Origin of the sequence: uncultured Microbacterium sp. (genome assembly GCF_963524805.1) — a bacterium.
In the GTDB taxonomy this organism is placed as follows: Bacteria; Actinomycetota; Actinomycetes; order Actinomycetales; family Microbacteriaceae; genus Microbacterium.
Map to the genome: position 1 here is coordinate 223,869 of NZ_CAURGG010000002.1, position 14,337 is coordinate 238,205.

At 71.6% G+C, this 14,337-nt stretch carries 11 protein-coding genes; 10 read left to right on the plus strand and 1 reads right to left on the minus strand.

The window, feature by feature from the left end; translation table 11 throughout:
- The first annotated feature begins 8 nt into the window (after positions 1 to 8).
- From RWQ91_RS05430 to RWQ91_RS05475, 10 genes are all read left to right on the plus strand, one after another.
- Positions 9 to 1,361, plus strand: a complete 1,353-nt coding sequence (locus RWQ91_RS05430) for a dihydrolipoamide acetyltransferase family protein (RefSeq protein WP_314503295.1) — start codon at positions 9 to 11, stop codon at positions 1,359 to 1,361.
- A 25-nt stretch (positions 1,362 to 1,386) separates the two neighbouring features.
- The gene (locus RWQ91_RS05435) at positions 1,387 to 2,049 is read left to right on the plus strand and encodes a DUF2461 domain-containing protein (RefSeq protein WP_314503297.1); all 663 of its coding nucleotides are present in this window, start codon (positions 1,387 to 1,389) and stop codon (positions 2,047 to 2,049) included.
- A 46-nt stretch (positions 2,050 to 2,095) separates the two neighbouring features.
- Positions 2,096 to 3,061: a metal ABC transporter solute-binding protein, Zn/Mn family gene (locus RWQ91_RS05440; protein WP_314503299.1), complete on the plus strand. Its 966-nt coding sequence runs from the start codon at positions 2,096 to 2,098 to the stop codon at positions 3,059 to 3,061.
- 7 nt (positions 3,062 to 3,068) lie between these two features.
- Positions 3,069 to 3,899, plus strand: a complete 831-nt coding sequence (locus tag RWQ91_RS05445) for a metal ABC transporter ATP-binding protein (protein WP_314503303.1) — start codon at positions 3,069 to 3,071, stop codon at positions 3,897 to 3,899.
- Positions 3,896 to 4,777, plus strand: a complete 882-nt coding sequence (locus tag RWQ91_RS05450; protein WP_314503306.1) for a metal ABC transporter permease — start codon at positions 3,896 to 3,898, stop codon at positions 4,775 to 4,777. The genes RWQ91_RS05445 and RWQ91_RS05450 overlap by 4 nt, the downstream gene beginning before the upstream one ends.
- Before the next feature lie 10 nt (positions 4,778 to 4,787).
- Entirely contained in the window at positions 4,788 to 5,201 is a 414-nt protein-coding gene (locus RWQ91_RS05455) for a transcriptional repressor (RefSeq protein WP_314503309.1), read from the plus strand.
- A 106-nt stretch (positions 5,202 to 5,307) separates the two neighbouring features.
- Positions 5,308 to 6,249 (plus strand): permease, encoded by a 942-nt coding sequence (locus RWQ91_RS05460; RefSeq protein ID WP_314504334.1) that lies wholly within the window; start codon positions 5,308 to 5,310, stop codon positions 6,247 to 6,249.
- On the plus strand, positions 6,242 to 7,030 hold the full coding sequence (locus RWQ91_RS05465) for a TIGR03943 family putative permease subunit (RefSeq protein ID WP_314503310.1): 789 nt from the start codon (positions 6,242 to 6,244) through the stop codon (positions 7,028 to 7,030). Before RWQ91_RS05460 ends, RWQ91_RS05465 begins: the two co-directional genes overlap by 8 nt.
- Positions 7,020 to 8,432: a hypothetical protein gene (locus RWQ91_RS05470; RefSeq protein WP_314503312.1), complete on the plus strand. Its 1,413-nt coding sequence runs from the start codon at positions 7,020 to 7,022 to the stop codon at positions 8,430 to 8,432. Before RWQ91_RS05465 ends, RWQ91_RS05470 begins: the two co-directional genes overlap by 11 nt.
- Entirely contained in the window at positions 8,429 to 9,151 is a 723-nt protein-coding gene (locus tag RWQ91_RS05475) for a DNA-3-methyladenine glycosylase (protein WP_314503316.1), read from the plus strand. Before RWQ91_RS05470 ends, RWQ91_RS05475 begins: the two co-directional genes overlap by 4 nt.
- On the opposite strand, the gene RWQ91_RS05480 is transcribed toward RWQ91_RS05475, so the two are convergent.
- Positions 9,140 to 13,978, minus strand: a complete 4,839-nt coding sequence (locus RWQ91_RS05480) for an SCO7613 C-terminal domain-containing membrane protein (protein ID WP_314503319.1) — start codon at positions 13,976 to 13,978, stop codon at positions 9,140 to 9,142. The two genes, RWQ91_RS05475 and RWQ91_RS05480, sit on opposite strands and share 12 nt — an antisense overlap.
- Positions 13,979 to 14,337 lie beyond the last annotated feature (359 nt).

Sequence of the window (14,337 nt, forward strand, 5' to 3'; positions counted from 1 at the left end):
GATCGACCATGAGCACCCAGACCTTCCTCCTCCCCGACGTCGGCGAGGGTCTCGCCGAGGCCGAGATCGTGTCGTGGCGGGTCTCGCCGGGCGACCCCGTGGCCGTCAACGACGTGCTGGTCGAGATCGAGACCGCGAAATCGCTGGTCGAGCTGCCGTCGCCCTTCGCGGGCGTCGTCGGCGACCTGCTCGCTGCCGAGGGCGACACGGTGAACGTCGGATCGGCGATCATCACGATCGCCGGCGTCGATGCCGCCGCTCCCCCGGCGACTGCCGGGCAGAGCCAGCACGGCGAGCCGCACGAGCCGGACGACGAGGGCGCCGGCTCGGTGCTGGTCGGCTACGGCAGCGCCGGGCACGTGCAGTCGCGACGGCGGCGTCCCGCCGAGCGCCCGGTGCGCGCCTCGGTCGGCGTCGTGGCCAAGCCGCCGATCCGCAAGCTCGCACGCGATCTCGACGTCGACCTGGCCGAGGTGACCGCCAGCGGCGCAGCGGGCGAAGTAACCCGCGAAGACGTGATGAAGCACGCGTCCCAGGCGAGCGTGTTCCGCAACATCCAGACGCCCGAGTGGGGGGCCGTGCGCGAGGAGACGATTCCCGTCGCGGTTGCGGATGCCGCGGCATCCGCCCCCGCCCCTTCAGCGAGCGCCTCCCCGGACTCCCGGGAGGAGTCGATCCCCGTGCGCGGTGTGCGCAAGGCGACCGCGAACGCCATGACCAGCAGTGCCTACACCGCACCGCACGTGTCGGTGTGGGTCGACGTCGACGCCTCGCGCACGATGGAACTGGTCAAGCGGTTGAAGGGCTCGACGGACTTCGCCGACGTCAAGGTCTCGCCGCTGCTCATCATGGCCCGAGCCGTGATCTGGGCGGTGCGCCGCACCCCGATGGTCAACGCTGCGTGGGTCGAGACCGACGACGGCGCGCAGATCCGCCTGCGCCATTACGTGAACCTCGGCATCGCGGCCGCGACGCCCCGAGGACTGCTCGTGCCGAACATCAAGGACGCGCAGGACCTCAACACCCGCGAGCTGGCACGCGCGCTCGAGAAGCTCACGCTCACCGCGCGGGAGGGCAAGACCACGCCCGCCGACCAGCAGGGCGGCACGATCACGATCACCAACATCGGCGTGTTCGGCGTCGACGCGGGCACCCCGATCATCAACCCCGGCGAAGTGGGCATCATCGCCCTCGGCGCGATCCGCCAGAAGCCGTGGGTCGTCGACGGCGAGGTGCGCCCTCGCTGGGTCACCACGGTGTCCGGGTCATTCGATCACCGGGTCGTGGACGGTGACGGCGTCTCCCGTTTCGTCGCCGACGTCGCCGCGGTGCTCGAGGAGCCCGCCCTGCTGCTGGACTGATCCCGCGCGCCGGTACGATCGCGGCATGAGCTTCGACGGGCTGCATCCGGACGCTCCGGCGTTCTTCCGCGAACTCGCGGTGAACAACACCAAAGCGTGGTGGACCGAGAACAACGAGCGGTACCTCGCCCACGTGCGCGGGCCGTTCGAGCAGCTGGCGGCGCAGCTCGAGCCGGAGTTCGGCGACGTCAAGATCTTCCGGCCCTACCGCGACGTGCGCTTCAGCGCGGACAAGACGCCCTACAAGACGCACATCGGGATGGTCTCGAGCGCTCCGATCGCCCATTACCTGCAGCTCAGTGAGAGCGGACTGATGCTGGGCGGCGGCGTGTACGACGTCCCGCCGGCGGCGCTCGCGCGCTTCCGCGAGATCGTCGACCACCCGCGGCTGATGCAGGAGCTCGGCCGCGTCCTCGAGCAGATGGATGCCGCGCACCTGGCTCCGATGAGCGACGACGCTCTGCGCACTGCCCCGCGCGGGTATCCGGTGGACCACCCGCGGATCGACCTGCTGCGGCTCAAGCACCTGGCCGTCGGCGGACGGGATGAGCTGGCGGACTGGATGTGGACCCGGGACGCGTTCGAGATCATCAGCGATTCCTGGCGGTCGGTGTCGGTCTGGTGCGCGTGGGTCGCCGAGAACCTCGGAGACCTCGTGATCCGCCCGGACCGATCGCGACCGCGCTGACCGCATCCAGTTTGAGAACGATTATCAATAGCACTAGCCTGGGGGCATGACCTGGTTCTCCCGGCGCATGTCCGTGCTCGCTGTCACCGCCGTCGTCGCGCTCGCGCTCGCCGGCTGCGCCTCGGCGGGAACGGATGCCCCGGCATCCGATGACGGCAGACTTCGGGTCGTGGCCTCGACGAACGTCTACGCGCAGATCGCCGAGGAGATCGGGGGAGACCTGGTGGATGTCACCGCGATCGTCTCGTCCGCGGCCCAGGACCCGCACTCGTTCGAGGCCACGGCGAAGGACCAATTGACGGTCTCGAAGGCCGATCTGGTCATCGAGAACGGCGGCGGATACGACGCGTTCGTCGACGCGCTGATCGATTCCAGCGGGAGTGAAGCCCCCGTGGTGACGGCCGTGGAGTTCTCGGAGCACTGGCCGGAGAACGACACCGACGACGCGCATGCCGGAGATGACGCCGATGATCACGCGCACGTCGAGGGCTTCAATGAGCACGTCTTCTACGACCCGCGCACGGTCGAGCACGTCGCCGAGGCGATCGCCGACGAACTCGCCGCACTGCAGCCCGCAGACGCCGACACCTTCCGGGCCAACGCCGACGCGTTCGCCGCCGGGGTCGCAGGCCTCGAAAACGAGCTCGGAGGAATCGACGCTGACCACGCCGGGCAGCAGGTGTTCGTCACGGAGCCGGTGCCGGTCTACCTGATCCTCGCTGCCGGCCTCCAGAACGCGACGCCCGAGGCCTTCAGTGAAGCGGTCGAGGAGGGACAGGACGTCCCACCGGCGACCCTGCTGGAGTCGCTGAACCTGCTGCGCGACGAGGACATCAGCGTCGTGGTCACCAACGCCCAGACCGGAGGGGCCGAGACGACGCAGATCACGGACGAGGCGGACGGGCTCGGCATCCCGGTGATCGCGTTTTCCGAAACGCTCCCCGAGGGCCAGACTTACCTCTCGTGGATGCAGGCGAACATCGCGGCGCTGGCCGGCGCTCTGGCTCCGTGATGATCCGATGACCGGCGACACGACGGCCACCACCCCGGTCCTGGAGATCCGGGATGCGGCGCTGCGCCGCGACGGACGCGACCTCTGGGCGGGCCTGAACCTCGAGGTGGCCGCCGGCGAGCTCGTGGCGGTCCTGGGTCCGAGCGGCTCGGGCAAGACGACCCTGATGAGGGCGATCCTCGGTCTCGAACAGCTCAGCGAAGGGACGATCTCCGTCGGCGGCCGGCCGGTGCGAAAGGCCGGCAACCGCGCGATCGGCTACATCCCGCAGTCGCGGCCGCTTCCCCCCGACACCGCGCTGCGCGGTCGCGACCTGGTCGCCCTCGGGGTGAACGGGCACCGCTTCGGCATTCCCCTCCCGCGTCGTGGCGATGCCGGCCAGGTCGCGGCGCTCGTCGAGGCCGTCGGCGCCGAGGCCTTCGCCGATCGCCCGGTGGGCATGCTCTCCGGCGGTGAGCAGCAGCGCCTGCGCGTCGGTCAGGCGCTCGCGGATGATCCCTCCCTGCTGCTGTGCGACGAACCCCTCACCAGTCTCGACCTCGCGAATCAGCAGGCGGTCATCGGTCTCATCGACCGGCACCGCAGGCGCCACGACGCAGGGGTGCTGCTGGTCACGCACGACATCAACCCGCTGCTGGACGCGGTCGACCGCATCCTGTACATCGCCAACGGGCGGTTCACCCTGGGCACGCCGGCGGAGGTCCTGCGCTCGGACGTGCTGAGCGACCTGTACGGCGCGAACGTGTTCGTGCTGCGTGCCGGCGACCGGCTCGTCGTCGTCGGGGCCCCGGATGCCGAAGTCTCGCACCACCACCACGAGCACGGGGTGCACGAGTGAACTGGGACGACGTGTGGAACGCGATGTTCGGCGGCCTCCCGGTGTACGGCGAGATCCTCGCGCTCGTCTCGAACTCGGTCTGGGCCGGGGCGGTCCTCGGACTGGTCGGCGGACTCGTCGGGGTCTTCGTCATCCAGCGCGACATGGCCTTCGCGGTGCACGGCATCAGCGAGCTCTCGTTCGCCGGCGCGGCGGCGGCGCTCCTGATCGGCGTCGACGTTGTGACCGGCTCCATCGTCGGCTCGCTGATCGCCGCCGCCCTGATCGGATGGCTCGGAGCCAAGGCGCGGGACCGCAACTCGATCATCGGCGTGCTCATGCCCTTCGGCCTGGGCCTGGGCATCCTCTTCCTCTCGCTCTACAACGGCCGCAGCGCGAACCGGTTCAGTCTGCTCACCGGGCAGATCGTGTCAGTGCAGACCGGACAGCTCGGCTGGCTGATCGCGATCAGCGTGCTCGTTCTGGCCGGCATCCTGCTCATCTGGCAGCCGCTGCGCTTCGACTCCCTCGACCCGCAGTCCGCCGCCGCGCGAGGAGTGCCGGTGACCGCGATCTCGCTGGGATTCATGCTCCTGCTCGGGCTGATCGTGGCGGTCGCCGTCCACATCATCGGAGCCCTGCTGGTGATGGCGCTTCTGGTCACTCCGGCCGCCGCGGCGATGCGCGTCGCGACCGGTCCGCTGTCGGTGCCGCTGCTGTCTGCGGCCGTCGGGTTCGTCTCCGCGGTGGGCGGCATCCTGCTCGCGATCGCCGGGACGCTGCCGGTCAGCCCGTACATCACCACGATCTCGTTCGCGATCTACGTCGTGTGCCGCCTCCTCGGCGCCCGTCGCGACCGCGTCGTGCGCACCCGGCGGCCGTCCAGGGCCGCTGGGTAGGATTTCGCCCATGGTCCAGCGCAACACGTGGCAGCGCGATCGGGTGCGCGAAGCGCTCGACGGCGCGAGCGGGTTCGTCAGCGCCCAGAGCCTGCACGCGATGCTGCGCGACGAGAACACCGGCATCGGCCTTGCGACCGTCTACCGAGCTCTGGCCGGCCTGGCCGCGCAGGGCGAAGCCGACTCCCTGCAGAGTCCCGAAGGGGAGAGTCTCTACCGCGCCTGCAAGAGCGTCGGCCATCACCACCACCTGATCTGCCGATCGTGCGGGCTGACCGTCGAGATCGAAGCCACCGATGTGGAGCAGTGGGCACGCCAGACCGCCGCCCAGCACGGCTTCAGCGAGGCCGAGCACGTCGTCGACATCTTCGGACTGTGCGCCGCGTGCGCCCAGACCGGTGCGAGCGAGCGTGTCGCGGAGTGATCCGCGTCTGACACCCGCGCCCTCGGGCGCCGGTGCGCGCGCCGCCACACGCGGGAATGGACCGTCGGCCCGCACGGCCGCGGTCGCGGTCGGCATCGGGGTGCTCATGATCGCCGGGTTGTTCCTGCTCGACGCCTACGCGCCCGGTCTGTTCCCGGCATCGCTTCCCACGCGGGCTCAGGACGGCCTGACGCTCGCGATCAGCGTGCTCATCGAATCGATGCCGTTCGTGGCGCTCGGGGTCGTGCTGTCGATCGTCGTGCAGGTGTGGGTGCCGGCCGGGGCGATCGAGCGGTGGATGCCGCGCCGGGCCTGGGCGCGCCGCATGGTGCTCTCGCTGCTGGGCATGTTCGTGCCGGTGTGCGAGTGCGGCAACGTGCCTTTCGCCCGCGGCCTGCTGATGCGCGGGTTCACGGTGCCCGAGACGCTGACGTTCCTCATCGCGGCGCCCATCGTCAACCCGATCGTGATCATCACGACGCATCAGGCGTTCGGCTTCAGCGACGGCATCCTGATCGCGCGTCTGCTGGGCGGCTATGCGATCGCGAACCTGATCGGCTGGCTCTACAGCCGCCATCCCGATCCCGACGCGCTGCTCACCGACCGCTTCCGCGAGACGTGCGACCTGGTCGTGCACGAGCCCGGCGACCGTGCGCGGCGCAGTCTGGCCCAGTTCGTGATCGAGCTGCGCGCGGTCATGCCGGCCCTCGTGATCGGCTCGGCCCTGGCCGGAGCGGTGCAGGTGCTGATCCCGCGGGATGCGCTGCTGGCGATCGGGTCGAATCCCGCCCTGTCGATCGTCGCGATGATGGCACTGGCGATGGTCGTGGCGATCTGCTCGAACGTCGACGCGTTCTTCGCGCTCTCGTTCGCATCGACGTTCACGCCCGGATCGATCGTGGCGTTCCTGCTCGTCGGGCCGCTCGTGGACATCAAGATGCTCGCGCTCATGCGCACGACCTTCACCACGCGCACCCTCGCGGGCATCGTCGTGGTCGTCGTGCTTTCGGCGTTCGCGATCGGGTCGGTGGTGAATCTCCTTGCGTGACGCGCAGCACCGGGGAAGCCACCTCGCCACTCGCTGGCTCGGCGTGGGGCTGGCGGCCGTGCTGTCGGTCGTCACGCTCGGACTCGCCCTGACCGGACGGCTGGCGTTGTACATCAACCCCGACTCGACCTGGTTCGCCGTCGGGATGGCGGTGCTCGTCCTCGTCGGCGCCGCCCTCAGCTTCGCGCTGCCGCTCGGCGCCGAGGACGACCACGGCCATGACCACGGCGACGCCCGCGACGACGACCACGGAGACGATCCGCACGAGCACCGCACGCATCCGGCAGCGCTCGCCGCCACCGTGGTTGGCGGGGTCGCGGCATCCGGGGTCGTCCTTCTCACGCTCGTGGTGCCGCCCGCATCGCTGTCCGCCGAGCTGGCGATGTCGCGCGACGTCGGGGCGCCGCCGCTGTTCGCCGGATCGGATGCGGTCACCCTCGCATCCACGGGAGACACCGCCTCGTTCGGAGTGGGGGAGTGGGCGACAGTGTTCGCGACGGCGACGAACCCTGACGCGTTCGACGGCGACACGGTCACCCTCACCGGTTTCGTCACCCCCGCTGACGGCGCGAACGGCTTCGATCTGACCAGACTCGTGATCACCCACTGCGTGATCGATGCGCAACCGGCGAGCATACCGGTCGCGGCATCGGATGCACTCGAGATCGGTCAATGGGTGACCGTCACCGGCACCGTCAGCTCGACCGCCGACGGCCGGCTCGAGATCGACGCGTCCTCGGTCGAGGCGATCGACGAGCCCGCGGATCCGTATGAGTACTGACGTCCCGACGCGCGCCGGCCGAGCCCGCAAGAGACGTGGCCGCGTTTTCGTCGGCACCTTCGCGGTCGTCGCCGGGGTGCTCGCGGTGATCGGCCTGGCCGGGGCTGCCGCGAGCGTCGCGCAGGGGCCGCGGGCGACGTCGGTGCAGGTGGATCCCGCTGCGGCGGCGGCGGCATCCGGATCCCGCCTGATCGTGACGACCTCGCAGTCGCTCGCCGATGTCGACGCGAGCCAGGTGACCGTCACGCCGGCCACGCCGTTCACGGTCGACACCTCGGGTCGCAGCGTCGGGGTGCGCTTCACGCTTCCCCTGTTCGACGACACCGAGTACACCGTCACCTTCAGCGGTGTGCAGGGCATCGGCGGCAGCCCGGCGGCGACGTTGACCGAGACGTTCCGCACTCCTGCGGCGGAGGTCTTCGTGCTGCAGCGCACCACGAGCGGCGACACGATCTACCGCACCGACCTCGCCGGCGACGAGGCGCTCCCCGTCTTCAGCGCCGACCACATCGAGGACTTCCGCGCGACCTCGAGCCATCTGATCGTCTCCGTGATCGCCGACGACGTGTCGGAGCTGATCGTGACCGATCTCGACGGCGAGGACGAGCGGACGCTCCCGCTGCCGGGGGAGGGATACGTCTCCAATCTGCAGAGCGCGAACCGGGGCGAGCTCATCGGCTACACCTTCTCCGACGCCGATCTCGGCGCAGCGGGTGGCCTCGAGAGCGCGCTGTTCACCGCGTCGCTCAAGGAGACCGAGGCCGACGCGCCACCCACCCCGGTCGCCGTGACGGGCTCGGACGACCGCATCGCCGAGTGGAGATTCGTCCCCGACACCGACAGCATCCTGCTGCTGTCCTTCGACGGTTCCCTGCTGCTCACAGGCTCCACCGGACAGGACGCCACCGCGCTCGGCGCGGCGATCGCGATCGAGGGGATCGCGCGCGGGTCGTCCGAGGCGGTCGTGACCCGGTTCGACGGCATGAAGGTCATCGACCTCGCGGACGGGACCGAGACCGATCTGGTTCCCGCGGACGTCGATCTCGGGCTGCGTGGGGCGATCACGCCCATTCCGGGCGCCGGAACCGTGCGCGTCGGAGTGCCGACCGATGAGACGGGGCTTCCCGTCGGAACGAGCGTGGCGGCCGTCGACGCGGACGGCGGCACCCGCGTGATCGCCGACCTGCCCGCGAACGATGTGGTCATGCACACCTGTGTCTCGCCGAGCGGCAGGTATGCGGCGGTGACCGTGGCACCGGATGCCGTCGCCAACCCCTACGACCGGTACCGCCTGCCGCTGCCCGGGCGGCTGGAGTCGCGCATCATCGAGATCGCGACCGGCGATCAGGTCGTCGCCCTGTCGGGCTTCGACGTCTCGTGGTGCCAGGTGCCGCCGGGATGACCGGCACAGGTGCGACCGGGAGGACCGATCCCGTGCGGCCGGCGACGCGGGAGGACCTGCTCGGCCTGCCCCGCGAAGTCGCGCCGCGGCTGCTGGGCGGCATCCTCACCACCCTGATCAGCGGCGAGACCGTCGCCCTGCGCCTGACCGAGGTCGAGGCGTATCACGGTGCCGGGACCGGCAAGGTGGCCGATCCGGGCTCGCACGCCCGGATGGGAAGGACGGCGCGCAACGCGACGATGTGGGGCGAGCCGGGTCACCTCTACGTGTACCTGAGCCACGGCATCCATTCGTGCGTGAACGTCGTCAGCGGGCCGGTCGGTGTCGCCGGCGGGATTCTGCTGCGCGCCGGCGAGGTCGTGCAGGGGCAGGATGCCGCCGGTCGGCGCCGCCTCGAACGCCGCGGTGTCGTGCGCGCCGAGCGCGATCTCGCGCGCGGCCCCGGCCGTCTGGGCGATGCGCTGGGGCTGCGGCATCCCGTGCACGACGGCATCGATGCGATAGCCGGAACCGCGCAGGCCGGCGCCGTCGCCCGGCTCTCGCTGCTCGTCGATCCGCTCGGCTCGGTGGCGAGCGGACCGCGCGTGGGCGTCGCCGGGGTCGCGGGGACGGATGCCTTCCCTTGGCGCTTCTGGATCGAGGGCGACCCGACGGTCTCGGCGTTCCGGTGGGGACGAGGCGCGCGCGAGGCGGCCGCAGGCCCGGGTTCAGCGCAGTGACGCGACCGCGGTGAACGACGTGCGCAGTGCCCGCATGCTGCTCTCGTACCGCGCCGCGAGGTAGATGAGCAGCGCGCCGCCGATGCCGAGCCACAACCACCACGGCACGTAGACGTACGCCGAGGAGATCCACGGCCACAGCTGGGCGACGCCGTGCACGAGAAGAACGACCGAGCCGAGCACGAGCGGCGCCTGCAACCGCCAGACCGCGCCCATGACCACGAGCGCGAGCGACACGATACCGAGGGCGACCACGCGCCAGAGGTCGGTGCTGCCGAAGAAGTCGTGCAGCAGGGAGGGGATCAGCAGCAGCGCGAGTCCCGGTCCGAGCGCGGGCCACGTCCGCGCTCGCGCATCACGCTCCAGTGCCCGCGCTCCCAGAGCGATCAGCCCCAGTGCGGGAGGGGCAGTGACGATCTCCACCGGGCTCACGGAGTAGGTCGTCAGCGCGGCGAGCCCGAATGCGGCAGCGGCGACCGCCGCGACGATCGGTGGCGTGAGGCCGAGTCGTCCTCGCCACAGCCAGCCGGCCAGACCCGCGGCCGTCAGCACGCTCATGGTGAGCAGAGTGCGTGCGGCATCGGCGGTCGCCGCGGAGAGGAGGCCGAACTCGGCGATCGCGAAGAACACCAGGACCGCGGAGAAGGCGATGCCGACGATGGTTGCGACGACCCGACCCACCGCGGTGCCGGCGGTCGTCCGCAGCGCCATGATGCCGATGGCTGCGGTGATGCCCAGCGCGATCACGGCCCACAGGTCGGGTTCGACCGAGACGACGGGTGTTCGCAACTCGATGATCAGGCGGGCGGCGATCGCCACGAGCGCCGCGACGAAGCCGCCGATCGCGAGCACGGCGCCGAGGCCCCGCCAGCGCGGCAGGCCGAGCAGCGCCGCGCCGCCGACGCCGGCGACTGCCGCGATGAGTGCGGTGAGCGTCGTGCGGGCGAGCTCACCGTCACTCAGAACGACGACGTCGGCGAGGAGCAGTGCGGCACCGGCGGCCGCGACCGCGGTCGCGACGCCCGCGAGCAGCCGGTCGGTGGATGCCGCCCCCTCGGGCCCGGATACCGCGAGCGAGTCGGGGGTCACCAGGAACCGCACCAGTGCGGCGGCGACGAGGATCGCGCCGGCGCCCGCGACGTGGACGGCGGACTCCGCCGAAGGGAAGACGGCTTCGGCCAGCGCCCGAGCGCCCATGATGACGGATGCCGCCGTCAGGGCGACGGCGGATGCGACGCGCAGAGTGCGCGCCCCCCGCAGCGGCACCATCACCGCGACCAGAGCTGCGGCGAGCGGAACGGTCACGCCCAGCCAGACGCGCAGCACCTCGACCGGTGCGACGATGCTCGGAACGACGGCGAGAAGCAGACCCGCGATCCACACGACCTCTTCCGTGTCCGGACCCTCGGACGCGGCATCCCTCACGCGCAGTGCATCACCGCTGCGCCGGCGACGCCACTGCGCGCACGCGGACCCGGCGAGCACCGTCAGGGCGACCGGCAGGCTCACCAGCTCGACGATCTGCACGCCGGAGATCGTCGCCGTGCCGGCGAGGAAACCCGCAGCGGCGAAGGCGGCCGCGGCGCCGATGCTCGTCCAGCGGGTCGCGGCCCCGAGGGGATCCCGGCCCAGGGCCGATGCCGCGACGTGCAGCGCCGCGAGCAGGACGAGGGCGACGATCAGCACGGGAGCGACGTCGGCCGACAGAACCCCCGCCGCGGTGGCGACGACCAGTGACAGCGGGGGAACGATCGCGGCGTACAGCGAGGCCCGGCGGCCTCGGCCGGCGCCCAGGGCCGAGACGTACGCGACGGCCACGAGCACGAGCAGCCACGCGACATCCGCAGGCGCCTCCCCGGTGGCGCGCTGCACCGTGACGAGCGCGACGGCGAACAGCGCCGTCGTCGCGCCGGCCAGCGCCGCAACGCGTTCGCGGATCGCCGGTGTGCAGGTCAGTGCCAGGCAGAGCGCCGCGGCGACGATCACGACGACTGTCCCTCGCAGCGGCGAACCCGACCAGCCGGCGAGCGCGGGCAGGGCGAGACCGATCAGGAAGGAGCCGGTGACGGCGACAGCCGCCTCGATGTGCCGTCGCAGCCACACCAGCAGCGTCGCGAAGGCGAGCAGACCCACGGCGGGCGGAATGGCGTACGCCTCGACAGTCGGTGAGACACCCGGCGCCGTCGACAGCGCCGACCAGAGTGCGGCCGTCGCCAACGCGAACGCGGGCCACACCAGCAGGCGACGCGGGTTGCCGACGGTGGGGACCCCGTCGGTTGCGGTCGAGGGAACTTCGGTGATGCCGGCCGAGAGCGGCGCGGCCCAGCCCCGCGTGAGGGATGCGGCGGCGAAGCCTGCTGCCACAATCGCGAGCATCGCTCCTCGCAGATCCGCCGGCACGTCCCATGCCAGAACCAGCGCGGCCACGAGCGCGCCGATCTCCACGGCCGTACGCGTCGTGAGCGACCCGGCGAGAGGTGACGGCGGCCGCAGCCACGACCACGCTGCCGCTACCCAGACCACCGCTGCTGCTGCGCCGACCGTCGCGAGCGCCCGCGCTCCCTCGTCGGCCAGCCCGAGGGTCTGGACGACGTCGAAGATGAGAAGGGATGCCGCCGCGGGGACGAGCGCGGCGGCGACGAGCGCGCTGACCCCCGCCAGGCGCGTTCGCGGCAGAGCGATGAGCGTCAGAACCGTGAGCAGCGCTGCCGATCGCAGGATCGCCGCGCCGGGTTCGGCCAGCAGCGGGGTGGACGTGGCGCCGAGAGCGCCGGCCGCTCCCGGCGTGACAGCCGCGCTCGCGTAGGGGAGCAGTGAGATCGCGAAGAGCGCGTAGCCGGACGCGGCGAGAGCCTCTCTGCTCGCGCGTTCTCCGCGGACCGCCACCGCGCAGATCAGAGCGGCGAGCGCGGTCCACTGCAGGAGGACGAAGGCGACCGCCGGCTCGGGGGCGGTGCCGGCGACGGCGCCGATCGCACCCGGTGCCAGGATCGCCGCGGCCGTGGCGACGCCGACAGGAGCGAACGAGAGCCACCCCGCCGCATACCCAGTCGGTCGCACGATCAGCTGCGCGACGATCGGCACGGCGATCGCGATCGCAACACCGATCAGCCAGAGCCAGGGCGCCGCGGTTCCGGCGGCGAACGCCGTCACGCCGCCGAGGCCGGCGGCCACCCCGGCGCCGATGCGCAGCCCTGGCCGGCGGAGCACCACCAGGGCGGCGCCGGCGATCCCGGCGGCGGTCCCGACGAGCAGCGCCGGCACCGCGACGACCGACACGCCGGCGAGCACGACGACGCTCGCCACCACGATCCGCGGATTGCGCAGGGCGGGGCGCGACAAAGTGGGTGTGAGGAACAGGCATGCGCTGATCAGCACGCCGGCCACGGCCGCGAACCAGGCGCCGTCGACCTGGCCGGGGGGTGCGGCCACCGCATCCGTCTGCCAGGCGGTCCAGCCGAAGGCGGTCGCCGCCACGCCGCCGGCGATCCAGATGATCAGGGTGGCGAACAGGCTGAGGACGCCCAGGACGGCTGACGTGATCTGCGCGGCGGCGAGGCCGCTGATGCGCGGGCGGAGGCGGTCCAGCGCGACCGGCACCACGACGGCCACGAGCGGACCGACCAGCAGCGTGTACACCGGGAGGTCGCTTCGCAGCGCCAGCTGCCATCCGAGCAGGGTGGCCACCGCGGCCGCGGTGCCGGACGAGATCGCGGCCAGGATGCGCGCGGTCGGCAGAGCCTCGACGGCTGCGTGCGGGCGCAGCACGAAGGCATGCGCCGCGCCCAGCGCAATGAGGGCGGCACCCGACCACAGGGGGAGGGCGAAGTCGTCGAAGGCGATCGCGGCGGCCAGCAGAGCCGCGCCCACGAGGGCGGCGATGCCGACGATCGCGAGCGTCGTGCGCTCGGGCACGGCGTCCGCGCGTGCGCGCGCCGAAGACCACGGGCTGGGCAGCGCGTGGGCGAGTCCGCCCGCGGCGGCCCCGAGCAGCCCGGCGACCGTAGCTTGGCCGATCGGCAGCGAGGTGGCGCCTCCGATCGCCAGACCGAGACCGGCCGGCAGAGCCAGGACGGAGGCGATGTCGGGGCTGCGCAGCTTGGAGAGCTTCGCCCACACGCGGCACAGGAGCCCGACGACCAGCACGGCAGCGCCGTAGTACAGCGCCGGCCGTGTCTGCCCGGTGCCGAAGAAGTCGTTGGCCCGCACCGCCCACGCGTCGAGGGCGAGCAGCAGCACCCCCAACACCGCGATGCCCTCCGCGGTGGCCGTGAGCGAGCGCCGCCGCAGCAGCGATGCGATCGCGATCGTGGCGATCGTGATCGCGCCGATGATGAGCGCCCGCACGGCGATGCCCCACGTGAACCACGCGTACACGAGGAAGAAGACGGCTGCGACGCCGACCAGGGACACCCCGACGATCAGCAGCAGGACGGGCACGCTCAATTTGCGGCGCGGCGGGCGGGGTTCCCGCGGCGGGCGCGGCTCCTGCGGAGGGCGCGACTCCCACGGCAGAGACGGGGGAGCGGCGATGCCGGTCGAGGGCTCCGGTGTGGGAGTGAACGTCCGCGTGGTCTGCCACGGCTCGAGCGGCGTGCGCAGGGGAGCGGCGGTCGGCGTCGGCGCGGCCACCGGCTGCGGAACCGATACGGACTCGATGGCATCGACAACCGGCGCGTCGATCAGCGCCGAGGGCGGTGCACTGGCCGCCGCGGCGGCAACCTCGGCGACCCTCGCATAGTGGTGGGCGAGGCGCACTTCCGCGATGATCCGCTGGCGATCGGTCTCGGCGATCATGATGCTGCGACCGAGCGCCAAGACTTGCATCGCTCGCGGGTCGGTCAGGACGAAACCGCAGACCGGACACTCTGATGCGCTCACGACCGTGAAGCAGCCTGGACACTTGTGATTGTCGGCGAGATCATCAGGCGAGGTCGGCCAGGCCCGGATGTCGTCAGGTGAATCTGCCATAGTTCCCCCTGAGGGTGCGAGGAGAACATCGTCCCACCCTCCCGATGCGCTTATCGGCATATTTCCGCGGAACGGGGGGAAGAGCCCGCGGTGACGGATGCGGGGAGGACGGCATCCCGGATCGTCGCCGGGCGTCTTCGAGCCGGAGGCCGCCGTGCTAAACTGACTCTTTGTCTGCGCGCACTCCAGCACGCAGTTCGTACCCACCTGAGGAT